Source organism: Actinomadura sp. NPDC048955 (assembly GCF_040649435.1).
GTDB lineage: Bacteria > Actinomycetota > Actinomycetes > Streptosporangiales > Streptosporangiaceae > Spirillospora > Spirillospora luteofluorescens.
Genome location: NZ_JBEZJI010000004.1, coordinates 12,439 through 34,347 on the forward strand (window position 1 = coordinate 12,439; position 21,909 = coordinate 34,347).

Here is a 21,909-nt window from a genome sequence, read left to right on the forward strand (position 1 = left end):
CTCGCTCAAGGGGACGTGTGTCCGAAACCCGGGGGCCGACCGGTGTGGCCTGCGTCACATTGATGCCAGGGCGTCCCAGTAGCTAACCGCTTGAACGTCTTTGTGGCCTTTAAGTCAGTATTGCCGTGTTTAGCGTTTCGTGCTCCTCTATTTAAGGCAATGTCTGATTGCGGACCATCGCCGGCCGTTTCCGCGCCGCCGTCCGCCCGCCCGCCGTCGACCCGCCCACCGAACCGTCCAGCCACCGAACCGTCCAGCCACTGAGCCGCCAGCCACTGAGCCGCCAGCCATCGAACCGCCAGCCACTGAGCCGCCCCACGCAGCGACAGCGGAGGTCCGGATGCGCAAGGAGACGCTGGAGAGCTTCGTCCTCGGGGACGTCCTCCGGTCACAGGCGCAGGTTCACCGAAGACAGACGTTCCTCAGATTCCGCGACGGGGAGATCAGCTACGGCGAGGTGGACGCCGCCGCCGACCGGCTGGCCCGCGCGTTCTCCGCCGCCGGCATCGCGCGCGGCGACCACGTCGGCGTGATGCTCCCCAACTGCGCCGACTTCGTCCACGTCATCTTCGCGCTGGCGCGGCTGGGCGCGGTCGCCGTGCCGATCAACATCGCCTACCGGAGCGAGCTGCTGCGCCACGTCCTGGACAGCTCCGACTCCCGCTGGCTGATCGTCGACGGCCCGTACGCCGAGCGGCTCGTCGAGATCGCCGACCGCCTGCCCACGCTGGAACGGGTCGTCGTGCGGGACGCCGCCGCGGCCGGGGTGCTGCTCGACCGGCTCGGCAAGCCCGCGCGGGAGATGTCCGCCCTCCCGGCGGACGGGACCGGGCCGGTGAACGTGAAGGTCGGCTTCGGCGACATGCAGGCGATCATGTACACGTCCGGCACGACCGGGCCGTCCAAGGGCGCGATGGTCCCGCACGCGCTCGCGCTGACCTGCGCCTACGACTCGCTGGACTTCCTGGATCGCTGGGGCAAGACGGTCTACTGCCCGCTCCCGCTGTTCCATGCCGCCGCGCTCTGGGACGGCATGCTGTCGGCCCTGCTCGGCGGCGGCTCCATCGCGATCGTCGAGCGGTTCAGCGCGTCGAGGTTCTGGGACGACGTGCGCCGCTTCGACGCGCAGGTGTGCATGAGCGTGTTCTCGATGATCCCGATCCTGCTGAAACGCCCGCCGACGTCCCGCGACCGCGACCACCGGCTGGAGACGTTCTACATGGGCAAGTCCAACCTGGACGAGCCGCTGCGGGAGCGGTTCGGCGTCCGGTCGGTGGAGACCTACACCAGCACCGAGGCGGGCATCGCGACCGGCAGCCCGTACGGGGAGTGGCGGCTCGGCTCGTGCGGCCAGGCGCACGAGGAGCGGTTCCAGGTGGCGGTCGTGGACGAGTGCGACCGGGAGGTCGGGCCCGGTGAGCCGGGCGAGCTGGTGCTGCGGCCGAAGCAGCCGTTCGTCCTCACGACGGGGTACTACGGCAACTGGGAGGCCACGACCCGCTGCTTCCGCAACATGTGGTTCCACACCGGAGATCGGGTGTGGCGCGACGACGACGGGTATTTCTACTTCCTCGACCGGATGAAGGACGCCATCCGCAGGCGGGGGGAGAACATCTCGGCCTTCGACCTGGAGACCGAGATCAACCGGCATCCGGCCGTGCTGGAGTGCGCCGCGATCGGCGTGCCCTCGGAACTGGAGGACGAGGACATCAAGGTGTCGGTCGTGGTGCAACCGGACACCGGGCTCGACCCGGAGGAGCTGGTGGCCTACTGCGAGGAGCGGCTGCCGCGCTCGATGGTGCCGCGCTACGTCGAGTTCATCGACGCGCTGCCGCGCACCCCGACGGACAAGGTCGCCAAGTACAGGCTGCGGGCGCAGGGCGACGGCGGGATCACCCCGACCACCTGGGACCGGGAGGCGAGCAACCCGTGAACTGGGACGACACTCCGGAGCAGGCGGCCTTCCGCGAGGAGGTCCGCGCCTTCGTCGAGGAGCGGTTCCCCGCGTCGTACCGTCCGGCGGGGGACGAGGAGCAGAGCCTCGAACCCGAGGACGTGTCCGGCTACAACTGGCCGGTCGACCGGGTCGCCGGCGACCCCGAGCGCCGGGAGGGCGCGCGGGCGTGGGCGGCGGCGCTGGCCGAGCGCGGCTGGATCGCGCCGCACTGGCCGCGCGAGTACGGCGGCGCGGGGCTGTCGGCGCTGGAGGAGTTCGTCCTGCACGAGGAGATGATGCGGGCCCGGGTGCCGACCGTGAACGGCATCGGCGCGTTCCTGCTCGGCCCGACCCTGCTGGTCCACGGCACCGACGAGCAGAAGGCCGTCCACCTCCCGCCGATCGCGGCGGGCGAGGCGACGTGGGCGCAGGGCTTCTCCGAGCCGGAGTCCGGCTCCGACCTGGCCTCGCTGCGCACCCGCGCCGTCCGGGACGGGGACGAGTACGTCGTCGACGGCCAGAAGGTGTGGACCTCCCTCGGCCAGTACGCCGACTGGCTGTTCGTGCTCGTCCGCACCGACCCGTCCGCGGAGCGCCCCCACCGCGGCATCACGTTCCTGCTCGTCGAGGCGGACGCGCCCGGCGTGACGATCCGCCCCATCACCGACATCCGCGGCGCGGCGCCGTTCTGCGAGATCTTCTTCGAGGGCGTCCGGGTGCCGGTGGCGAACCGCGTCGGCGAGGAGAACCGCGGCTGGTACGTGGCGATGTCCGCGCTCGGCTTCGAACGGGCCGGGATCGGCGCCACCATCAAGTACGAGCACGCCCTCGCCGATCTGGTGACCTGCCTGAGGTCGCCGGAGGGGGCGCGGCACGCCCGGCGGAGCCCCGCGCTGCGGCAGGAGATCGCCCGCCGGCGGACCGAGATCGCCGTCCTGTACAACCTGGCCCGCTACACCGTGTCGCGGCAGGCGGCGGGCGACGAGCCCGGCTTCGAGGCGTCCGTCAACCAGCTGTTCGGGGCCGAGCTGCACCAGCGGCTCGCGCGGACGGGCGCGCTGGCGTTCGGGCGGTCCGCCGCGCTGTGGGAGCGCGGCGGCGCGCCCCTCGACGCGGTGTTCACCCACATGCGCCGGGACTCGGTCGCGTCCACCTTCCTCGGCGGCACCACCGAGATCCAGCGCAACGTCATCGCCACCCGGGGCCTGAACCTGCCCCGCGGCTGACCACACACGGGAGGAGCGCACGCACATGCCCGACGAGAACGGTTATGAGACGGTCGACCTGCGGATCGAGGAGCGGGTCGCCTGGCTGACGCTGAACCGGCCGGACAAGCTCAACGCGCTGACGCCCACCACGATGACGGAGCTGCGCGACATCTTCACCCGCGTGGACGACGACGAGGACGTCTGCGTCGTGGTGCTGCGCGGCGCGGGCGAGCGCGCGTTCTGCGCCGGCATGGACCTGTCCTGGTCGGAGAAGCTCACCCCGCGCGAGCGGATCGAGCAGGGCCGGCTCGGTGAGAAGACGTTCGCGATGATGGAGCGGCTGTCGGTCCCGGTGATCGCGGCGGTGCACGGCTACGCGGTCGGCGGCGGGCTGGAGCTGGCGCTCGCGGCGGACTTCATCATCGCCTCCGACAACGCCAAGATGGGGCTCGTCGAGATCACGCTGTCGGCGCGTCCCCCGTACCGCCCGAAGATGACCGAGGACGGCGACCCCGACCAGCCCGAGTTCGGCGGGTCGGCCCCGGGCTGGGGCGGCGTGAAGCGGCTGCCGGAACGGATCGGCAAGGCCCGCGCCAAGGAGCTGCTGTTCACCGGCGCCCGCATCGACGCCGAGCGGGCGCTGCGGCTCGGCCTGGTCAACGACGTGTATCCGGCGGAGGAGTTCGACAAGCGGATCGGCGAGCTGGCCGAGCGGATCGCGGCGATGAACCGCTACAACCTGCGGCTCGTCAAGGAACTCGTCACCTACGGCTACGACTGGATCGAGCCCCACCCGAGCTAGGAGGACCCGTGCAGATCTACCGCATCGATCACGTCGCGCAGGTGACCCCCGACCTCGACACGCAGGTCGCCCTGCTGGAGGGGCTGTTCGGGTTCCGGCGCGTCCGGGGCTGGGACAACCCGGCCGAGGGCGTGCGCGGCGCCCGGCTGGAGATCCCGGGAAGCCGCGGGCAGGCGTGGGAGGTGCTCGCGCCCGCCGGCGACGGCTCGACGTTGCAGACGTGGCTGGACGAGCACAAGGGCCGCCCCGGCCTGCACCACGTCGGCGCCGAGGTGCCCGACCTGGAGGCCGTCCGCGCGGAACTCGAGGTGCGCGGCATCAAACCCACCGACTGGGCGTGGGGACGCTGGCTGGAGGCGTCGCTGAGCCCGCCCGAGCACGGTCCCGGCGTCCTGTGGCGGCTGCGCGGGCCGGGCGGCCTGGACATGTGCGGCGACACCGCCGCCTCGGTCACCGAGACGTCCGAGCCGGATGGCCCGTCGCTCGGCGTCGTGGCGCTCGACCACATCTGCCAGGCGTTCCACGACCGGGACGTCCTCGCCCGCTGGTACCACGACCTCGCCGGGTTCGTGCAGGTCTGGCGGACGGCGGACGAGGAGCATCCCGACATGGCCGACCTCGTCCTGAACATCCCCGGCTCCACGATCTGCTGGGAAGTGATCATGCCGCGGGGGGAGGACTCGTTCATCGACCGCTTCCTGGAGCGCGGTGGCCCCGGCGCCCACCACGTCACCTTCGAGGTGGCCGACTGGGACGCGGCCCTGGCGGCCTGCGACCACCACGACGTCCCCACCTTCGACGACGAGGAGGGCGTCACCGACGGCGCCGCCTGGAAGCACACGTTCGTCCACCCGAAGCACACCGGCGGCATCCTCGTCCAGCTGTTCTGGGAGGAGCGGCCGGGCGTGTGGGTCCGCTCGGACAAGGTGCCGCCGCCATGGACCTGAGCCTCACCGAGGACCAGGAGCTGATCGCCGCCACGGCCCGCGAACTCCTGGAGTCCAAGGCCGCGACGGCGGGAGCGCGGGCCCTCGACGGCGACCCGGCCGGCTTCTCGGCGCCGCTCTGGAAGGAGATGGTCGAGCTCGGCTGGACGGGCCTGGCCTTCCCCGAAGAGCACGGCGGCGTGGGCGGCGACTTCCTGGACGTCTGCCTGCTCTTCGAGCAACTGGGGTACGCGCAGGTCCCGAGCCCGCTGCTGGCCTCCGTCGCGTGCTGCGGCATGCCGGTCGCGCGGTTCGGGACGTCCGCCCAGAAGGAGCGCTGGCTGAACGCCATCTCGGACGGCCAGATCGTGACCGCCGCGCCGCTCCCCTGGGACCGCCCCGGCGAGGGCCCGGTCGCGTCACGTTCCGACTCCGGCTACGTCCTGGACGGCACGGCAACCTTCGTCCCGTTCGCCGCGTCCGCCGAGCACGTCTTGCTGGTGGCGCGTCTGGACGGCGAACCGCACGCCTTCTGGGTGGACGCCGCCGACGTCACCCTGAAGCCGTTGGGAACGGCCGGCCACGACCGTCCCTGCCACGCCGGACTGGACGGCCTCTGGGTCCCCGGCGACACCGCTCTGGGCCCGGACGCCGCCGCCGCGATCTCGCTCTTCGGCGCAGCCGCCACCTGCGCGGAAATGGTCGGCGCGGCCCAACGCGTCCTCGACATGACCGTCCAGTACGCCGCGGAACGCGAGCAGTTCGGCCGCGCGGTCGGCTCGTTCCAGGCCGTCCAGCACCACTGCGCGAACATGGCCATCGACGTCCTGGGCTCCCGCTTCACCGCCTACGAGGCCATCTGGCTCCTGTCGGTGAACCGGGAAGCCGCCCAACAGGTCTCCATGGCCAAGGCCTGGGTGAGCGAGGCCTACGAACGCGTGTGCGCCCTAGGCCATCAGGTACACGGCGCCATCGGCTTCACCCAGGAACACGACCTGCACCTGTTCTCCGAACACGCGCTATCGGCGTCCCTGGCCTTCGGTGACGCCGACCTCCACCTCGACACCCTGGCCGACACCCTCGACCTCCCCTGACCACGGCCTGACGCCCGGCCGGACCCCGGCCGGGCGTCAGCCCAACGTGACCTCTGCGAGGGGTTCCCACCGGTAGAGGTGTCCGTCCCTGACCTGGGCGACCAGGTGCGCGGCGCCGACCCGCAGAGGTACCGGCTCGGGAGCCTGATCGAGAGCCTTGACGATGGGCGCGGCCGGGCCGTCGGCATTGCTGTAGGCGACGGAGACGTGCGGCGTCCAACCTGGGTCACCGTCGAGCGAGTGCACTCCCACGGTCTCTGCGGCGGACTGGCGCATCGCCCGCCGCACCGGATCGAGCCCGCGCTCCGGACGGATGCCGAGCGCCACCCCTTCGCTGTGCACCCACAACCGCCCGACCTCCACCTCGATCGGCGCGAGGGTTGCCAGCCGGCGTCCGACACCCGCGACGAGCGCCTCGACCCGCCCGCTTGGGATCTCGTCCTCGAACCCGACGATCTGCGTGGTCATGTGCAGCCACTCGGCAGGAACGAGGTCCAGCCCGTCCACCCCGGCAAGCTTGTCCTGGTAACGACGGACCAGGTCCAACACCTCCTCCTGCCCGTGGGGCAGGAGGTGCCAGAGCAACATCCGCCGCCCGGGCCTCATCCCCGGCAGCCACCACCAGTGATCAGTCATCCGCTCAGGCATCGAGTCCACAGCCCCTCCAGAACGCTCAGCACCAGCATGACGGACGCACCGCGGGCGACAAGGCGATGCGGGCCCGATCACGACAGGATGCCCATGGTCCGCGAGTCGCATGGCCCATGGGCAACGGATTTCCGCTGTCGTGGCGGGCGGAGTTCAGGTGTGTCTGGGTACACCGTGTGGGGCGGTCTTAGGTTCACCGGGGGACGGGTGTGTAGGTCGATGGTGGGCGGGCTCCGGCCTTTCTAGCGTCGTGGGCATGAAGATTCGCTTTGTGGGCAGCCGCATTTCGCGGGTTCTGGTCGGTACCACGCTGGTCGTGTCGGGGGCGGGTTGCGCCGCGTCGTCCGGAGGGCATGCCGTCGCCGCCGCCGGACGGTCGGACGCCGCCGGCGGGCGGGGGACGGTGGTGTCGGTGACGCCGGTGGTTCGCATGTCGCGGGCGCAGGTTCGCGACTACCTGGGCGGTGAGGGGCTGGCGTCGCGGCCGCGCGGTGGGGTGAGCGGGTTCAAGGTCCTCTACCGCACCGTCTCCGCGACCGGCCGGCCCACCGTCGCCAGCGGGGTCGTCGTCCTGCCCAGCGGCGCCACTGGAGCGTTGCGAGCCGTCAGCTTCACTCATGGGACCCATGCCGGACGCAGTACCGCCGGTTCGGTCGCCGCGGACGGGCAGAGCAGGATCGCGGCTGTCTACTACGCCGCCGCCGGATACGCAGGGGTCGCCCCCGACTACCTCGGTCTCGGTGAGGGTCCTGGAGCGCATCCCTACCTGGACGCCGCCTCGGAAGCGTCCGCGTCGCTGGACATGCTCCGCGCCGCCCGCGACGTCGTGGCCCGGCAAGGCAGAGATCTGGAGCGGCGGGTGCTGGTGACCGGTTTCTCGCAGGGCGGTCAGGCCGCCATGGCGCTGGGACGCCAACTGCAGAGCGGGACCGACCCCTACCTGCGGCTGGGCGCGCTGGCCCCGATCAGCGGGACGTATGACCTGCGGCGCGCCCAGATCCCGGCGTCACTGCGCACCCAGAGCTCGCTGGACTCGCGGGTGTCGGCGTTCAACCTCGCCTACGCCACGGTGGCCTGGAACCGGTTCCACCATCTTTACAAGACGCCCTCAGAGGTCTTCCAAGCGCCCTATGACACCACTGCGGAACGGCTTTTCGACGGCAGCCACGAGGAGTCGGACATCTTCCCGCAGCTACCCGCGAGCCCCGAGGAACTGCTGACCCCGCGCTACCTGAACTGGCTCAAGCATCCTTCCGGCGCGCTCCTGCGGGCGATCCGCGCGGCGGACGGCACCTGCGACTGGGCTCCGGACGTCCCGGTCCGGTTGTACGGCGCGTCCGGCGACGAGCAGGTCACCTTCGACAACACGCGCAACTGCGTCCGCACTCTGCGCGCCCACGGAACCCGTCCGCAGGTGGTCGACTACGGAACCGGCGCCGGCACCGACCACTTCGCCACCCTCCACCGCGCACTGCCCGACACGCTCCACTGGTTCCAGGCCCGCGCATGAGCTGAGCGGCCATGGCAAAAAGGGGTCCTGGCCGCATGGCGGCCAGGACCCCCTTAGAGGAGCTCCCGAGATTCATCGAGAGGAGAGCTTTGAAAGCAGTTGTTTACCCGTAGTAGACCCCATTGCAGTACGTGCAGATCTTGAAACCCTTCGTGTGGTGGTCCACCAGGTTGTGGTTGCCGTCCGGGCTCGAAGGGCAGTCCCCCATGCATATCGGAAGATTGGAGGACTCGGGCGGCTCGTCGAACGGTGTCTCGGGCGGCAGGTCGGACTGCGACTCGAGCTTCGGCTCCATCAAAAGCACGTTGTGACTCCCCAGTTTGTCTACTGGTCCGCGTTCGAGGCGCGGCAAATGTCGCGATTATGGGGCTTGTCACACACGCTGAGTGTTGAAATAATTAAAGATTTTCCGAGTAGGGAAAGTGAGGGAGAAGGTGGAGGACGGCCCGGTTCGGCGTAGGTTTACCGGATGAGTGTGGTCGTCGCCGTGGCCGCGGCGCTGGTGGTGACCTGGGTGCCGGCGTTGTTGTGGGGGCGGCGGCATCGGCGGCGGGGGGATCTCGGGGGGCCGGAGCGGCGAGCGACCTTCGAGACGCTGCACACCGCGTCGCGGGCGGCGCCGGCGTTTCGGGCGGGGTTGACCGAGCAAGGGGCGCAGAAGGCGGCCCGGCATCTGCGGGCGCTGCTCGGGTGCGAGGCGCTCGCCATCACCGACGGGGAGCGGCTGCTGGCCTGGGACGGCGAGCACGACCATCATGCGGTGGACGGGCCGAGGCATGCCGAGGTCACGCGCGGAAACGGGCGGACGCAGGTCCACGACGTGGAGTGCGACCGGCTGGACTGCCCGATCCGGCGGGTCGTGGTCGTGCCGCTCGCCACGGACGACCGGGTCGTCGGGACGCTGGCCGCGTACGGGGAGGACGTTCCCGCCGGGCTGATCCGCGCCGCCGAGGAGGTCGCGCAGTGGGTGGACGCCCAGCTCGAACTCGCGGAGCTGGACCACTCGCGGACGCTGCTGATGGAGGCGGAGATGCGGGCGCTGCGGGCGCAGATCTCGCCGCACTTCGTCTACAACTCGCTGACGACCATCGCCTCGTTCGTCCGGTCCGATCCGGAGCGGGCGCGGGAGCTGCTGCTGGAGTTCGCCGGGTTCACGCGGTACTCGTTCCGGCGGCACGGCGACTTCACGACGCTGGCGGAGGAGCTGCGGTCGATCGACCAGTACCTGCTGCTCCAGCGGGCCCGGTTCGGTGAGGAGCTGCGGGTGACGCTGCGGATCGCGCCCGAGGTGCTGCCGGTCGCGGTCCCGTTCCTCTGCTTGCAGCCGCTCGTGGAGAACGCCGTCCGGCACGGGCTCCAGGACCGGTCCCAGCCCGGGTCGATCACGATCATCGCGGAGGACGCGGGGGCCGACTGCGTGATCAGTGTGGAGGACGACGGGATCGGCATGGACCCCGAGGACGTCCGCCGCCTGCTGTCGGGGGAGCGGCCCGAGCCGTCCGCCGACGACGCGGCCGGGATCGGGCTCGCCAACGTCGACGCGCGGCTCCGGCAGGTGTACGGGGACGAGTACGGCCTCGCGGTGGAGACGGGGCCGGGCGCCGGGACGAAGGCCACGGTGCGGGTGCCGAAGTACCGGCCGGGCGTCACCGCCTCTTGACGCGGTGCGGTCAGTTGACTGGAATGTGGCGAATGGCGGCGGAAGGGCGGTGCGGTGTCCCTGCGTGTCCTGGCGGTCGATGACGAGGCGCCCGCGCTCGACGACCTCGTCCACCTGCTGCGCGCCGACCCGCGCATCGGCGAGATCGACACCGCGCGGGACGGGGCCGCCGCGCTCCGCAGGCTCGACCGGGCCCTCGCCGAGGGGCGTCCCGTCGCCGCCGTCTTCCTCGACATCCGGATGCCCGGCCTGGACGGCACCGTCCTCGGCCGCGTCCTCGCCCAGTTCGCCCGCGCCCCGCAGATCGTCTACGTGACGGCCTACGAGGAGCACGCCGTGGACGCCTTCGAGATCAAGGCGACCGACTACATCCTCAAGCCGGTGCGGCCGGAGCGGCTGGCCGTGGCGATCCGGCGGGTGACCGAGGCCGCGGGGGAGGCCTCCGGGGAGGACGGGGCCGCGCCGGAGCCGGCCGAGCCGGAGGCCATGCCCGTCGAGCTGGGCGGGGTGACGCGGTTCGTCGCGCCCGGGGAGGTGCTGTACGTCGAGGCGCAGGGCGACTACGCGCGGCTCCACACGCCGGGCGGCAGCCATCTGGTGCGGATCCCGCTCGCCGCGCTGAGCGAGCGGTGGAGCGGCGCCGGGTTCGTCCGGGTGCACCGCAGCCATCTCGTCGCGCTGGCGGCGATCACGGAGCTGCGGCTCGACTCGGGGCGCTGCACGGTGGTCGTGGGCGGCGCCGAGCTGCCGGTCGCGCGCCGGCACGTGCGCGAGCTGCGCGACCTGCTCGTCCGCCGGGCGAGGCGGTCGCCCTGAGCGGGCCGGACGCGCGGGACGTCGCGCCCGGGCGGACGCTGGTCACCGGGCCGCGGACCCGGACGGTCCGGCGGCCCCGCTACCCGGTGACGCGGGAGATCGACGAGCAGACCGGGCTCGGCGAGGCGTACATGCGCTCGCTGGTGCGCGCCCAGTGGCGCCTCGCGGCGCGGCTGTGCCTTGTCCTCGCCGTGGTGGTGCTGGGCCTGCCGCTGCTGTTCGCGCTCGTCCCGGCGGTGCGGGAGCGGGAGGTGTTCGGGCTTCCGCTGCCGTGGGTGCTGCTCGGCGGGCTGATGTACCCGTGGTTCGTCGCGTGCGGCTGGTGGTACGTCCGGCAGGCCGAGCGCAACGAGGACGACTTCGCCGATCTCGTCGACCGGGCCGACCGGCCGTGAGCGCCGCGTACGGGCTCGCGGGCGTGCTGCTGGTGGTCGTGGCGACCATGCTCGTCGGCGTGCTCGGGGTGCGGATCTCCCGCACCACGTCCGACTTCTACGTCGCGTCCCGGACGGTGACGCCGCTGCGCAACGCGTCCGCGATCGGCGGGGAGTACCTGTCGGCCGCCTCGTTCCTCGGCATCGCCGGGCTGATCCTCGCCTACGGCGCCGACATGCTGTGGCTGCCCGTCGGCTGGACGGGCGGGTACCTCGTGCTGCTCGTCCTGGTGTCGGCGCCGCTGCGCCGCTCCGGCGCCTACACGCTCCCGGACTTCGCGGAGGCGCGCCTGGAGTCGATGGCGGTGCGCCGCGTCGCGAGCGTGTTCGTGGTGCTGATCAGCTGGCTGTACCTGCTGCCCCAGTTCCAGAGCGCCGGGCTGGTGCTGCGCACGGTCACGGGCGCGCCGGTATGGACGGGCGGCGTGCTCATCGCGGTCGTCGTGGCGGCGAACGTGCTGGTCGGCGGCATGCGCAGCGTCACGATGGTGCAGGCGTTCCAGTACTGGCTGAAGCTGACCGCGCTCGCCGTGCCGCTGGTGTTCCTGCTGATGGCGTGGCGGTACGACGGCGCGCCAGGCCTGTCGCCGGACGTCCCTCCGCGGTTCGGCGACCGCACGACCGTCGCGGTCGGCATGGCGGTCACCGTCGAGGTCACGGCGCCCGTCCAGGTGACCGTGGACGGACGGGTCGACGGGCGCGCCTACTCCACCGTCCCTCTCGCGCTGGGGCCCGGATCGCACCACTTCGACAAGGACACGTCCGTCACCTTCCCGGCGGGCGCCGACGTCCCGCACGTCAGCGGGCGCCCCGCCACCACGGGCCGGGAGTGGGCGCTGCCGCTGGACGGGCGCGACCACTCCCTCTACGCCACCTACTCGCTGATCCTCGCCACGTTCCTCGGGACGATGGGCCTGCCGCACGTCCTCGTCCGCTTCTACACCAACCCCGACGGGCGCACCGCGCGCCGTACGACGGTCGTTGTGCTGACGCTTCTCGGCGCGTTCTACCTGCTGCCCGCCCTGTACGGGGTGCTCGGGCGCCTCTACACCCCCGAACTGCTGATGACCGGACGGGCCGACGCCGTCGTCCTCACCCTGCCCGGACGGCTCATCGGAGGGCTCGGCGGCGACCTGCTGGGGGCGCTGGTGACGGGCGGGGCGGTGGCGGCGTTCCTGTCGACGTCGTCCGGCATCACCGTGTCGGTCGCGGGGGTGCTGGCGCAGGACATCCTGCGCGGCGGCGTCCGGTCGTTCCGCGTCGGGACGCTGCTCGCCCTCGCCGTCCCGCTGGGCCTGGCGATCGCGGCCCGGTCCCTCGCCGTCGCGGACGTCGTCGGGTTGGCGTTCGCCGTCGCGGCGTCCACGTTCTGCCCGCTGCTCGTCCTCGGCGTCTGGTGGCGGCGGCTCACCGTGCCGGGCGCGCTCGCCGGGCTCGTCCTCGGCGGCGCGCTCGCCGGGACCGCGGTCGTGGTGACGATCGCCGCCGGGCCGCCGTCCGGGCTGCTCGGGGCGCTGCTCGCCCAGCCCGCCGCCTGGACGGTCCCGATCGCGTTCACCGTCATGATCCTCGTGTCGCTGTGCACGCCCGGACGGATCCCGCGCGGCGTCGCGCGGATGATGGTGCGCCTGCACACGCCGGAGTCGCTCGACGTCGACCGGGGCACGTGGAGGCCCAAGCGGGTGTGACCGTTCGTCGCGCGAGAACGACCGTTCGGCGACGCGGGCGACCTTTGAACGACGGTGAACGGCGGCTTGTCGCAGCCCCGCCGCCGACCCCTCGTCCGCTCCCAGCAGGATCTTTACGGTTGCGCGTGACCGGCGTCACAACCGAGGAGGGGTGGGCGTGTCCGTCGACAAGAGCGCCACCGGCACCGTCTATGAACGGTTCCAGGGCACCACGGAGTTCCAGGAACTCCGGCGCAGATTCCGCCGATTCGTGTTCCCGATGACCGCGGCGTTCCTCAGCTGGTACCTGCTGTACGTCGTCCTGTCGGGGTGGGCGCGGGACTTCATGGGCACCGAGCTGTTCGGGGCCGTCAACGTCGCCCTGGTGTTCGGGCTGCTGCAGTTCGTCTCGACCTTCCTCATCGCCTACCTGTACGCGCGGCACGCCGAGCGGCGCCTCGACCCCGTCTCCGACGAGATCCGCGCCCGCATCGAGGCGGAGGCCGCCCCGGCCGCGAAGGACGCCAAATGAGCAACGAGACCCTCTCGATCATCCTGTTCCTGGTCTTCGTTGCGGCCACCCTGGCGATCACCGTGTGGGCGAGCCGCAACACCCGCAACGCCACCGACTTCTACGCCGGCGGGCGGTCGTTCTCCGGCGCGCAGAACGGCATCGCGATCGGCGGCGACTACATGTCCGCCGCCTCGTTCCTCGGGATCGCCGGGCTGATCGCCCTCTACGGCTACGACGGGTTCCTGTACTCGATCGGGTTCCTCGTCGCGTGGCTCGTGGCGCTGCTGCTCGTCGCCGAGCTGCTGCGCAACTCCGGCCGCTTCACGATGGCGGACGTGCTGGCGTTCCGGATGAGCCCGCGCCCGGTCCGCACCGCCGCCGGCGTCTCCACCATCGTCGTTTCGATCTTCTACCTGCTGGCGCAGATGGTCGGCGCGGGCGCGCTGGTGTCGCTGCTGTTCGGCTTCACGAGCGACTTCGCCAAGGGCGCGACGATCGCGCTGGTCGGCGTGCTGATGATCGTGTACGTGGTGTTCGGCGGGATGAAGGGCACCACCTGGGTGCAGATCGTCAAGGCCGTCCTGCTGATGACCGGCGCCACCCTCATCACGCTGCTGGTGCTGGGCAAGTTCGGGTTCAACCTGTCCAGCCTGCTGAACGACGCCGCCGACCAGAGCGGCAAGGGCGGGGAGTTCCTGGAGCCCGGGCTGCGCTACGCCACCGAGAAGCAGGGCCTGGAAGGCAAGCTCGACCTGATCAGCCTCGGTCTCGCGCTCGTCCTCGGCACCGCCGGGCTGCCGCACATCCTGATCCGCTTCTACACCGTCCCGACCGCCCGCGACGCCCGCAAGTCGGTGCTGTGGGGCATCGGGATCATCGGCGTGTTCTACCTGCTCACCCTGGTCCTCGGCTTCGGCGCCGCCGCGCTCGTCGGCTCCAAGGAGATCGCTAAGGCGAACCCGGCCGGCAACACCGCCGCCCCGCAGCTCGCCCAGCGCATCGGTGAGATCGTCTTCGGGGACGCGGGCGGGACGATCCTGCTCGCGGTCATCGCGGCGGTCGCGTTCGCGACGATCCTCGCGGTCGTGGCGGGCCTCACGCTCGCCTCGTCCTCGTCGTTCTCCCACGACCTGTACGCCCACGTGTTCAAGAAGGGCAAGGCCTCGGAGCGCGACGAGGTGCGCGTCGCCCGCATCTCCGCGTTCGTGATCGGCGCCGTGGCGATCGTCCTCGGCATCTACGCGCAGCGCCTCAACGTGGCGTTCCTCGTCGCGCTCGCCTTCGCGGTCGCGGCGTCGGGGAACCTGCCCGCGATCCTGTACAGCCTGTTCTGGAAGCGGTTCAACACCACCGGTGCCGTCTCCGCCATCTACGGCGGTCTCGGCTCGGCCATCTTCCTGGTGGCGTTCTCGCCGGTCGTGTCGGGCTCGGAGAAGGCCCTGTTCACCGACTCCGACTTCAGCTGGTTCCCGCTGGAGAACCCCGGGATCATCTCCATCCCGTTCGGCTTCCTGTGCGGCTGGATCGGGACGCTGCTGAGCAAGGAGTTCAACGCCGCCAAGTACGCCGAGATCGAGGTCCGCTCCCTCACGGGCGCTGGCGCCGAGCCGGCGGCCGAGCACTGAGAGCCGCCGCGCGGAGGGGCGTCGCCCCCGCCCGCGCGGCTCGCGGTCCCGTCCCCTTCTGCCCCCGCGGGGACGGGGCCGCTCTGTGTCCGGCGTCAGGCCGGCTTCGCCTCGCGGGCCTTCCACGCCCGCCCGATGGTCCGCATCAGCGTCGGGTACACGAGGGTGTAGCGGAACGGCAGGATCGCCGCCATGTAGGCCTTGCCGAGCAGGCCGTTCGGCTTCACCAGCACGGCCATGTGAGCGCGGTGCCCGCCGGCGCCGTCGGGGACCCAGCCGATGTGCATGACGCCGTGCACCGTCCGGTTGGCCATCTCGGCCGCCCACTCGTTCTCGGTCAGGTAGAGCGGCCGGAACGGCAGCGAACGGGGGGCGGGGCCCGCCGGGCGGCCGCGCAGATCGTCCGGCAGCCGCTCGCGCAGCGACCCCACCCGGCCGTCGAGCCCGGAGTCCTCCTTGTCCCAGCCGAGCAGCCGCCCGAGCTGCCAGCGGATGGCGAAGAGCACCCCGGCGACGCCGGGCAGGGGGTTCTCGCTGGAGGTCATCTGCTCCAGCAGTTTCGGCAGGTCGTCCGGCCCGCCGGAGACGGGCAGGGCCCACACGTCCTCCAGCCGGAAGTCGGACGCGATCTCGTGGATCCGCCAGGGACGGTCGGTGTGCGCGCTCGCGGGGAGCTTCATCGCCAAGCACCTCCTCGGTGGGCGGGACGCGCCGTCGCGTCCGCCTCGCGCTCAAATATACGGCACCGTATGAATCGGCCTCTCGGAGGGGGAGGCGATAATGGACCATGCCCGCCGTCATGCGCACGCCACGCAGCAGCTGGATCGAGCAGGGCCTGAAGGCCCTCGCCGCCGGCGGGCCCGACGCGGTCCGGATCGAGGCCCTCGCCCAGGCCCTCGGCGTCACCAAGGGCGGCTTCTACGGCCACTTTCCCGACCGCAAGGCGCTGCTGGCCGCCATGCTCGACCACTGGGAACGGCAGTCCGTCGACGACATGCGCGACCGGGTGGAACGCGAGGGCGGTGACGCCCGCGCGAAGATCCGGCGGGCGGGCATGCTCACCCGGGCGGGCGACCACCTGCACATCGACCTCGCCATGCGTGACTGGGCCCGCCGCGACCCGGCCGTCGCCGAGCGCGTCCGCCGCGTGGACAACCAGCGCATGGACTACCTGCGCGAGCTGTTCGGCACCTTCTGCTCCGACCCCGACGAGGTCGAGGCCCGCAGCATGCTCGCCTTCTGCCTCCTGGTCGGCAGCCACTTCCTTGCCGCCGACCACGGCGCCCGCGCCCGGAGCGAGGTCATCGAACGCGCCGGCAGCCTCCTGCTCGGCACCGACTGAGCCTCTCGGTTCACAGGGCCTCCTCGCGGGGTGTCACCTCCTGCGGAGACCAGTGCGGGTCGCGGCCCAGGAGGGCGGCGATGTTGTCGATCGCGGGGCGGGACGGGTCTTCGGCGAGGGGCGGGCGGTAGGCGCCGTCCGGGCCGTTGAGGGGGCTGCCGGGAGCGGTGTTGGCCCGGGCGAGGGGCAGGGCGGCCTCGGTGATCCGGGACGGGGTGGCGGGCGCGGTGCGGAGGGCGCGCGCCAGGTCCCAGCGGTGGACCAGCATGTCGACCGCGTGGATGCCGAGCACCCACGCGGTCGACAGCGGGCCCAGCCGGGGCATGGTGACGGTCTCGCCCGCCCGTTCGAGGACGGCGAGGCAGCGGGCGGCGGTCAGGGCGAAGCCGTCGCGCGGGTCGCCGGCCGGTTCGAGGGGCGGCAGCGCGGTCCGTGCGACGGCCTCGTGGCGCTCGTTCATGTGGTGGAGCAGGTCCGCGACCGTCCATCCCTCGCAGGGGGTCGGGTCCGCCAGCGCGGCGTCGGGGATCAGTGCCACGTCGTGGCCGATGAGGGCCAGGGCCGTGGCGTCGAGGTCGAGCAGGTCGGTCATGTCGCGTCCCATCTTTGGCGAACGTTCGTTCGCCAAACCATAGCGTACGGCCGTTCGCTAAACTGGCGGGCATGTCTCCTCGTCACTCGGCGGCCGAAGCCGCCCGGACGCGCGAGCGGATCGTGCGCGCCGCGGTGCTCGACGCCTCCCTTCTGGGGCTGGAGGGCCTGACGGTCGGCTCGCTGGCCCAGCGGCTCGGCATGAGCAAGGCGGGCCTGGTCGGCCCGTTCGGGTCGCGCGAGCGGCTGCTCATGGCGGCGCTCGACCAGGCCTGCGAGATCTTCCGCGCCGCGGTCACCGGCCCCCTGGAGGGGCTGCCGCCCGGGCCGGAACGTCTGGGGCGGCTCATCGACGGGTGGGTGGACTACCTGGCCGACTGCCCGTTCCCCGGGGGCTGCTTCATCACGGCCGCCACGTCCGAGCTCGACGGGCGGCCGGGGCCGCTGCGCGACCGGCTGAGGGAGATCGTCGCGTCCAACCGGCGGGCGCTGGCGGAGGAGGTCGCCGCCGCCCGGGCCGCGCTGCCGGGCCCGCACCGTCCGGCGGAGGAGGTCGCCATGACGCTGATGGGCCTGTCGATGGCGGCCAACCAGGAGATCCAGCTGCTGGACGACCCCTCGGCCGCGGCCCGTGCGCGGGACGCCATGCGCCACGCGGCCGGGCTGCTCGGATCTTCTTAATCCTGTGGAAAGAGGACGCGGGTTGCCGGGAGGGTTGGGGGGTGGGATACGGAGAGGTCGGGCGGCCGCGGGTGCCGGTCATCGAGCTGGCCGACCGGCGGGCGCTGGAGCGGTGGCGGCCCGCCGACGAGGAGGTCGTGGCGGCCGCGCGGGCGCTGAAGGAGCGGGCGCTGCTCGAACTGGGGATGACGCACAGCGCCGTCGCGTCGTGGCTGTTCAGCAATTGCCACCACCAGGTGCCGACCACGGCGGTGGACACGGCGGCCGTGGTCGCCTCCGGGGACGGGTCCTGCCTGCTCCTCTACAACCCCGAGTTCTTCGTGGGGATCGGCGGCGAAGGGGTGCGGTTCGTCCTGTTCCATGAGGCCCGGCACCTCGTCCAGCGGCACCTCTTCGCCGACGCCGACCTGCGCAGCGACCCGGTGTTCACGCTGGCGTGCGAGGTCACGATCAACCATGTCGCGATGGTGCGGCTCGGAGCGGACCTGCCCGAGATCGGCGGCGCGCCCGTGGGGATCTCGCCTCGCGGCGTGTACGGGGCCTACGCGGAGGACCTGCGGGAGCAGGGCGTCGAGCCGCTCGCGTTCGAGGAGTGGGCCGAGACCGACATGAGCGTCTACCGGGAGCTCCGGCGGATGCGGAACCCGCCGGGCACCGGGCGGGCCGCCTGCGTCCACGTGATCGTCGACGTGCTCGACCAGGAGACCGCCGGGCGGGTCGGGGACGACGTGCTGCGGAGCGTGCTCATCGCGGCGCGGCGCGGCGACCGGGTGGCGGGCGACGAGCTGCTCGACCTGCTGCGGCGCACCGAGGGGGCCACGGAGGGCGTCGACAAGATCTGGGGTGACCTCGGGGCGCACGCCCTGCGGGGCGCCACGTCGGCCACGCGGCGGGTGGAGTGGTGGCAGCGGTGGCTCGTGGACGTCCTCGCCTCGAAGCTGGAGGAGGGGGAGCGGCTCGTCTACCCGAAGAAGCGCGGGGCGGTGCTGGCGGCGCTCGGGCACGAGCCGATGCTGGCGCGGCGCGGGCCGCAGCGGGTGAAGACGCTGGTCATCGCGCTGGACACGTCGGGGTCGATGCCGGACGGCCTCGTGGAGTGGCTGGGCGAGCTGGTCGGCCGGATCGACGGGGCCGAGGCCGAGTGGGTCGCGTTCGACGGCTCCGTGAAGCCGTTCCGGCCCGGAGAGCCGCTCCGCGGCGGCGGCGGGACCGACTTCGGCGCCGTCCGGCGGCACGTGGAGGGACGGGACGAGCCCGCGGACGCCGTCATCGTGGTGACCGACGGCTACGCCGACCCGATCGTCCCGGCGGACCCGGGCAGGTGGATCTGGCTGATCACCTCCGGGGGCGACGAGTGGCCGGAGCGTCGGGGGATGGCCTGCCACCGGGTCCGGCCGGGGTGATCTTTCGGCTACCGTGACGGCTCATGGCCCCCCACCCCAGGACCCGAGCCTTCGACATCGCCCGCTGCACGGCCGGCCTGCTCCGGTTCGCGACGCCCGGCGAGATGGACGCGCTGCTCGGCCATCTCCCGAAGAGCCGCGTCGAGCGGGCGGTGCACAGCTTCGGGCGGCCGAACCGGGTCGTCCTCGAAGCCCTGCTGCGCCGCGGCCGGCCCAGTGACCTGGACCTGCTCGTCCAGCACGCCATGCTCGCGGGCGACCCGCCGGAACTGCTGGGGCGGCTGCTCGACCGGAACGACCCCGAGGTCAACGCGACCCTGCTGACCGCCGAGAGCGCGCTCGGGCGCATCCCGCGGAACCTGCGCCGCCAGCTCGCCCACCAGACGTCCCGGCGGGACGGCGTGACGCCGCTGCCGCTGCCCGCCGAGGTGCGGCGGACCCTGCTGTCCACGCGGGGGCAGGAGCCCCTCGACCACGCGCTGCTCTACGCGGCCGACCCGGAGCTGGCCGGGGACGCGCTGCTCTACCTCGGCGCGGGCGCCGATCCGCACGGCGCCGCCCTGGCCTGCCTGACGCTGCTGGACGCGGACCGGCGGACCGAGCTCCGGCAGCTCGTTGAGGAAGGGCGCCTGCCCGCCTTCCGGTGGGGACCGCAGGAGTCCGAGCCGAGCGTGCTGGCGTACGCGCAGGCGGCGCTGGCGAGCGCGGAGGGGGAGCGGCGGCTGCGGGAGCTGTCGGAGCGGGTGCGCCGGCCCGAGTTCCTCCGCTCGGTCGCCGAGATCGCCGACGTGGACGGCTGCGAGCCGTGGCGCGGGAGGCCGCTCGTCCGGACGGTCGTGAACCGGCGCCACCCCTGCGTCCCGCGCGTGGGCTGGGACGCGGTGCTGGCGGACGAGCCGCGGCGCAGGGCGGCGGAGGGGCCGTTCCCCCTGCGCGCGGCCCGGTTCGTGGCGAGGCGCACCGACGCCCCGCTCGACCTGCTCCGGATCGTCGTCGCCGACCATCCGGACGTGGCCGTCCTCCTGCCCGACCCCGCGCCCGAGGTGCTCGCCGACCTCGCCGCGGCGGGGGCGGGCCCGGACGTGATCGTCAAGGTCGTCGGGAACGGCTTCGCCGCCGGGACGCTGACCGCCGGGTTCGTCACCGAGACCGTCCCGGAGCACGCGCTGCGCGCGGTCGCCGAGACGCTGTGGATTCCGGGCCTGCGCGGCACGGCGCAGGTCAGGGCGCTGCTCGGGCTGGACGGGGACGTCGCCCTGACACCGCCGTTCGTCGACGAGACGGGCCACGGCCGCACGCGCCGTCTCCGCGAACCCGGCGTGTGGCACCACTGGGACCCGGTTCTCGCCTACGGCGAGGAGGCGGGACGGCTGTTCGCGGGGGGCGGGGAGGTCACCGCCGACGCCGTGCTCGCGGCGGCGAACGTCAACGCCGTCCTGGTGGCGCTGGACGTCAATCCCGCCCTCGACGAGGTCGAGGGCAGGCCCGACCCGCGGGTGCTGCGCCGCCTCGCCGAGCACGTCGACCGGCATCTCGGCGGGCGGCCCGAAGCGTGGATGGTGGCGCTCAAGCTTCTGGAGGACGGGTTCGTCGGCACGCTGCCCGAGCTGCTCGCGACCGCCGGAGCCGTCTCCAGCTGAGCGGTCACCAGTTGACGACCCGGTAGTCCTTCAGCAGGCAGCCGCTCGGCGGGTCGCCGTCGCGCTCGCCCAGCACGATCGGGTGGTAGATCCGGGCGGCGGCGTCCACGACGTCCAGCGGCGGGCGGAACCCGGCGGCGGCCCGGCGCGCCCGCGCGGGCTCCGGCTGCTGGTCGGTGAACCAGCCCGGATCGACGCTGGTGACGTGCACGCCGTGCCCGGCCAGCTCGGACGCGGTCGTGCGCGTCAGCATGTTCAGCGCCGCCTTCGCCATGTTCGTGTGCGGATGCTCGGCCCCCTTGTACACGCGGTCGAACTGACCCTCGACGGCCGAGACGTTCACCACGTACCGCCGCGGATGCCGCGAGAGCTCCAGAAGGGGACGCAGCCGCCCCAGCAGGACGAACGGCGCCGTGACGTTGACGAGCTGCACCTCCAGCAGCTCGACGGGATCGACCTCGTGCACCAGCCGGGTCCAGGAGTTGACCGGGGACGGGTCGGGGAGCAGGCCCGCGACGTCGAGCGCACCGGCAGCCAGGGGCACGGGCGGCGCGGCGGGCGCGGGGAGCGCAGCGCGATCCTCGCCCGCCAGCAGCTCCGCGTACGACTCCGGCGGGTGCCGCAGCGTCTGCGCCGCCAGGTTCACCAGGATGTCGAGCGGCTCGCCCGCCTCGACGAGCGCGTCGCACCACCGCACGAGGGACGGGAGGTCCCGCAGGTCCATGCCGGCGACCGTGAGGCGGTCGTGCCAGTCGGCGCGGTCGGCGACCTCGGCGAAGCGGCGGCGCGCGTCGGCGGGGAACCGGGTCAGGGCGGTCACGGCGGCGCCGTCCCGCAGCAGCTTGAGCACCAGCTCGAACCCCGCCTTGACCCGCCCGCCCGTGACGATCGCGCGGCGTCCCGCCAGGTCGGCCCGCGCGTGCCGGTGCCGCCGGTGCTCCCGCGCGCACGGCGGGCAGAGGCGGTGGTAGAACGCGTCCGCCTCCCGGAAGTGCGCCTTGCAGACGTAGCAGGCGCGCAGCCCGCCCGTCACCGTCCCGGACGGGACGGCCTCGCGCGGCGGCTCGGCGGGCGCGCCCTCCACGCGTGCCGCCGCGCCGGTGGCGGTCGCGGCCAGCATCCGCGCGTCGGCCGCCGCGCGCCGCAGCCGGGCCGCGGCCCGCTCGCGCTCCCGGGAGCGCCGCACGAACGCGCCCGCCGCCGCCCGCACCCGCGCCACGTCGGGGTCGCCGTCCGGCGCGTCCGCCAACTCCGCCAGGACGCGCAGGCAGGTCCGCACATCGTCGTCGCGCATGCGCACCATTTAAGACCCGCGATCTCCCGCCCCGCGACCTCGCCCATCAAGATCACAAAACGGCCCGGTCATGCCCGAACCGTGAGAAGTCTGTCGCCGCCTGCTGTTAGCGTCCGTC

21 protein-coding genes are annotated in these 21,909 nt (G+C 72.7%); 16 read left to right on the forward strand and 5 right to left on the reverse strand.

Annotation, left to right across the window (positions count from 1 at the left end; all coding sequences use genetic code 11):
• Positions 1 to 340 precede the first annotated feature (340 nt).
• From AB0C84_RS05485 to AB0C84_RS05505, 5 genes are read left to right on the forward strand one after another with little or no spacing between them, the layout of a single operon-like run.
• Positions 341 to 1,933, forward strand: coding sequence for an AMP-binding protein (locus tag AB0C84_RS05485; protein ID WP_361061391.1), 1,593 nt, complete (start codon positions 341 to 343; stop codon positions 1,931 to 1,933).
• Positions 1,930 to 3,162, forward strand: coding sequence for an acyl-CoA dehydrogenase family protein (locus tag AB0C84_RS05490; RefSeq protein WP_361061393.1), 1,233 nt, complete (start codon positions 1,930 to 1,932; stop codon positions 3,160 to 3,162). Before AB0C84_RS05485 ends, AB0C84_RS05490 begins: the two co-directional genes overlap by 4 nt.
• 25 nt (positions 3,163 to 3,187) lie before the next feature.
• The gene (locus AB0C84_RS05495) at positions 3,188 to 3,946 is read left to right on the forward strand and encodes an enoyl-CoA hydratase/isomerase family protein (protein WP_258942454.1); all 759 of its coding nucleotides are present in this window, start codon (positions 3,188 to 3,190) and stop codon (positions 3,944 to 3,946) included.
• 8 nt (positions 3,947 to 3,954) lie between these two features.
• On the forward strand, positions 3,955 to 4,893 hold the full coding sequence (locus AB0C84_RS05500; RefSeq protein WP_361061395.1) for a VOC family protein: 939 nt from the start codon (positions 3,955 to 3,957) through the stop codon (positions 4,891 to 4,893).
• Positions 4,884 to 5,966 carry an acyl-CoA dehydrogenase family protein gene (locus AB0C84_RS05505; protein WP_361061397.1) on the forward strand — a complete coding sequence of 361 codons (1,083 nt, stop codon included), beginning with the start codon at positions 4,884 to 4,886 and terminating at the stop codon, positions 5,964 to 5,966. Before AB0C84_RS05500 ends, AB0C84_RS05505 begins: the two co-directional genes overlap by 10 nt.
• A 36-nt stretch (positions 5,967 to 6,002) precedes the next feature.
• On the opposite strand, the gene AB0C84_RS05510 is transcribed toward AB0C84_RS05505, so the two are convergent.
• Positions 6,003 to 6,614, reverse strand: coding sequence for a 2'-5' RNA ligase family protein (locus AB0C84_RS05510; protein WP_361061987.1), 612 nt, complete (start codon positions 6,612 to 6,614; stop codon positions 6,003 to 6,005).
• A 256-nt stretch (positions 6,615 to 6,870) separates the two neighbouring features.
• Here AB0C84_RS05510 and AB0C84_RS05515 point away from each other — a divergent pair, with 256 nt between their 5' ends.
• Positions 6,871 to 8,124: a hypothetical protein gene (locus tag AB0C84_RS05515; RefSeq protein WP_361061399.1), complete on the forward strand. Its 1,254-nt coding sequence runs from the start codon at positions 6,871 to 6,873 to the stop codon at positions 8,122 to 8,124.
• A gap of 103 nt (positions 8,125 to 8,227) precedes the next feature.
• On the opposite strand, the gene AB0C84_RS05520 is transcribed toward AB0C84_RS05515, so the two are convergent.
• Positions 8,228 to 8,419, reverse strand: a complete 192-nt coding sequence (locus AB0C84_RS05520) for a hypothetical protein (RefSeq protein WP_361061401.1) — start codon at positions 8,417 to 8,419, stop codon at positions 8,228 to 8,230.
• A gap of 174 nt (positions 8,420 to 8,593) precedes the next feature.
• Between AB0C84_RS05520 and AB0C84_RS05525 the strand changes: the two genes are divergently transcribed.
• From AB0C84_RS05525 to AB0C84_RS05550, 6 genes are all read left to right on the forward strand, one after another.
• Positions 8,594 to 9,784, forward strand: a complete 1,191-nt coding sequence (locus AB0C84_RS05525) for a histidine kinase (RefSeq protein WP_361061403.1) — start codon at positions 8,594 to 8,596, stop codon at positions 9,782 to 9,784.
• A 54-nt stretch (positions 9,785 to 9,838) separates the two neighbouring features.
• On the forward strand, positions 9,839 to 10,600 hold the full coding sequence (locus AB0C84_RS05530; RefSeq protein WP_258942461.1) for a LytTR family DNA-binding domain-containing protein: 762 nt from the start codon (positions 9,839 to 9,841) through the stop codon (positions 10,598 to 10,600).
• Positions 10,601 to 10,686: 86 nt separating this feature from the next.
• Entirely contained in the window at positions 10,687 to 10,995 is a 309-nt protein-coding gene (locus AB0C84_RS05535) for a DUF485 domain-containing protein (protein ID WP_258942462.1), read from the forward strand.
• Positions 10,992 to 12,722 (forward strand): cation acetate symporter, encoded by a 1,731-nt coding sequence (locus AB0C84_RS05540; RefSeq protein ID WP_361061406.1) that lies wholly within the window; start codon positions 10,992 to 10,994, stop codon positions 12,720 to 12,722. Before AB0C84_RS05535 ends, AB0C84_RS05540 begins: the two co-directional genes overlap by 4 nt.
• 157 nt (positions 12,723 to 12,879) lie before the next feature.
• Positions 12,880 to 13,233, forward strand: coding sequence for a DUF485 domain-containing protein (locus AB0C84_RS05545; RefSeq protein ID WP_258942464.1), 354 nt, complete (start codon positions 12,880 to 12,882; stop codon positions 13,231 to 13,233).
• Entirely contained in the window at positions 13,230 to 14,840 is a 1,611-nt protein-coding gene (locus tag AB0C84_RS05550) for a cation acetate symporter (RefSeq protein ID WP_179844578.1), read from the forward strand. Before AB0C84_RS05545 ends, AB0C84_RS05550 begins: the two co-directional genes overlap by 4 nt.
• Before the next feature lie 95 nt (positions 14,841 to 14,935).
• On the opposite strand, the gene AB0C84_RS05555 is transcribed toward AB0C84_RS05550, so the two are convergent.
• Positions 14,936 to 15,520 (reverse strand): DUF2867 domain-containing protein, encoded by a 585-nt coding sequence (locus AB0C84_RS05555; RefSeq protein WP_361061410.1) that lies wholly within the window; start codon positions 15,518 to 15,520, stop codon positions 14,936 to 14,938.
• Between the two features lie 119 nt (positions 15,521 to 15,639).
• On the opposite strand from AB0C84_RS05555, the gene AB0C84_RS05560 reads away from it, so the two are divergent.
• Positions 15,640 to 16,182, forward strand: a complete 543-nt coding sequence (locus tag AB0C84_RS05560) for a TetR/AcrR family transcriptional regulator (RefSeq protein WP_361061412.1) — start codon at positions 15,640 to 15,642, stop codon at positions 16,180 to 16,182.
• Positions 16,183 to 16,192: 10 nt separating this feature from the next.
• On the opposite strand, the gene AB0C84_RS05565 is transcribed toward AB0C84_RS05560, so the two are convergent.
• Positions 16,193 to 16,786, reverse strand: coding sequence for a maleylpyruvate isomerase family mycothiol-dependent enzyme (locus tag AB0C84_RS05565; protein WP_361061414.1), 594 nt, complete (start codon positions 16,784 to 16,786; stop codon positions 16,193 to 16,195).
• Between the two features lie 59 nt (positions 16,787 to 16,845).
• Here AB0C84_RS05565 and AB0C84_RS05570 point away from each other — a divergent pair, with 59 nt between their 5' ends.
• From AB0C84_RS05570 to AB0C84_RS05580, 3 genes are read left to right on the forward strand one after another with little or no spacing between them, the layout of a single operon-like run.
• Positions 16,846 to 17,454 (forward strand): TetR/AcrR family transcriptional regulator, encoded by a 609-nt coding sequence (locus AB0C84_RS05570; RefSeq protein ID WP_361061416.1) that lies wholly within the window; start codon positions 16,846 to 16,848, stop codon positions 17,452 to 17,454.
• A gap of 41 nt (positions 17,455 to 17,495) precedes the next feature.
• Positions 17,496 to 18,857 carry a hypothetical protein gene (locus AB0C84_RS05575; protein WP_361061418.1) on the forward strand — a complete coding sequence of 454 codons (1,362 nt, stop codon included), beginning with the start codon at positions 17,496 to 17,498 and terminating at the stop codon, positions 18,855 to 18,857.
• 23 nt (positions 18,858 to 18,880) lie between these two features.
• Positions 18,881 to 20,497 carry a hypothetical protein gene (locus AB0C84_RS05580; RefSeq protein ID WP_361061420.1) on the forward strand — a complete coding sequence of 539 codons (1,617 nt, stop codon included), beginning with the start codon at positions 18,881 to 18,883 and terminating at the stop codon, positions 20,495 to 20,497.
• 4 nt (positions 20,498 to 20,501) lie between these two features.
• Here the strand turns inward: AB0C84_RS05580 and AB0C84_RS05585 are convergent, their stop codons facing one another.
• Positions 20,502 to 21,791 (reverse strand): SDR family oxidoreductase, encoded by a 1,290-nt coding sequence (locus AB0C84_RS05585; RefSeq protein ID WP_361061422.1) that lies wholly within the window; start codon positions 21,789 to 21,791, stop codon positions 20,502 to 20,504.
• Positions 21,792 to 21,909: the final 118 nt, after the last annotated feature.

Excerpts from the sequence above, each read along its gene's own strand:
- AB0C84_RS05485 (WP_361061391.1), top strand. The coding sequence starts at position 341 with ATGCGCAAGGAGACGCTGGAGAGCTTCGTCCTCGGGGACGTCCTCCGG.
- AB0C84_RS05495 (WP_258942454.1), top strand. The coding sequence starts at position 3,188 with ATGCCCGACGAGAACGGTTATGAGACGGTCGACCTGCGGATCGAGGAG.
- AB0C84_RS05505 (WP_361061397.1), top strand. The coding sequence starts at position 4,884 with ATGGACCTGAGCCTCACCGAGGACCAGGAGCTGATCGCCGCCACGGCC.
- AB0C84_RS05510 (WP_361061987.1), bottom strand. The coding sequence starts at position 6,614 with ATGCCTGAGCGGATGACTGATCACTGGTGGTGGCTGCCGGGGATGAGG.
- AB0C84_RS05515 (WP_361061399.1), top strand. The coding sequence starts at position 6,871 with ATGAAGATTCGCTTTGTGGGCAGCCGCATTTCGCGGGTTCTGGTCGGT.
- AB0C84_RS05520 (WP_361061401.1), bottom strand. The coding sequence starts at position 8,419 with ATGGAGCCGAAGCTCGAGTCGCAGTCCGACCTGCCGCCCGAGACACCG.
- AB0C84_RS05525 (WP_361061403.1), top strand. The coding sequence starts at position 8,594 with ATGAGTGTGGTCGTCGCCGTGGCCGCGGCGCTGGTGGTGACCTGGGTG.
- AB0C84_RS05550 (WP_179844578.1), top strand. The coding sequence starts at position 13,230 with ATGAGCAACGAGACCCTCTCGATCATCCTGTTCCTGGTCTTCGTTGCG.
- AB0C84_RS05555 (WP_361061410.1), bottom strand. The coding sequence starts at position 15,520 with ATGAAGCTCCCCGCGAGCGCGCACACCGACCGTCCCTGGCGGATCCAC.
- AB0C84_RS05560 (WP_361061412.1), top strand. The coding sequence starts at position 15,640 with ATGCGCACGCCACGCAGCAGCTGGATCGAGCAGGGCCTGAAGGCCCTC.
- AB0C84_RS05565 (WP_361061414.1), bottom strand. The coding sequence starts at position 16,786 with ATGGGACGCGACATGACCGACCTGCTCGACCTCGACGCCACGGCCCTG.
- AB0C84_RS05570 (WP_361061416.1), top strand. The coding sequence starts at position 16,846 with ATGTCTCCTCGTCACTCGGCGGCCGAAGCCGCCCGGACGCGCGAGCGG.
- AB0C84_RS05580 (WP_361061420.1), top strand. The coding sequence starts at position 18,881 with ATGGCCCCCCACCCCAGGACCCGAGCCTTCGACATCGCCCGCTGCACG.
- AB0C84_RS05585 (WP_361061422.1), bottom strand. The coding sequence starts at position 21,791 with ATGCGCGACGACGATGTGCGGACCTGCCTGCGCGTCCTGGCGGAGTTG.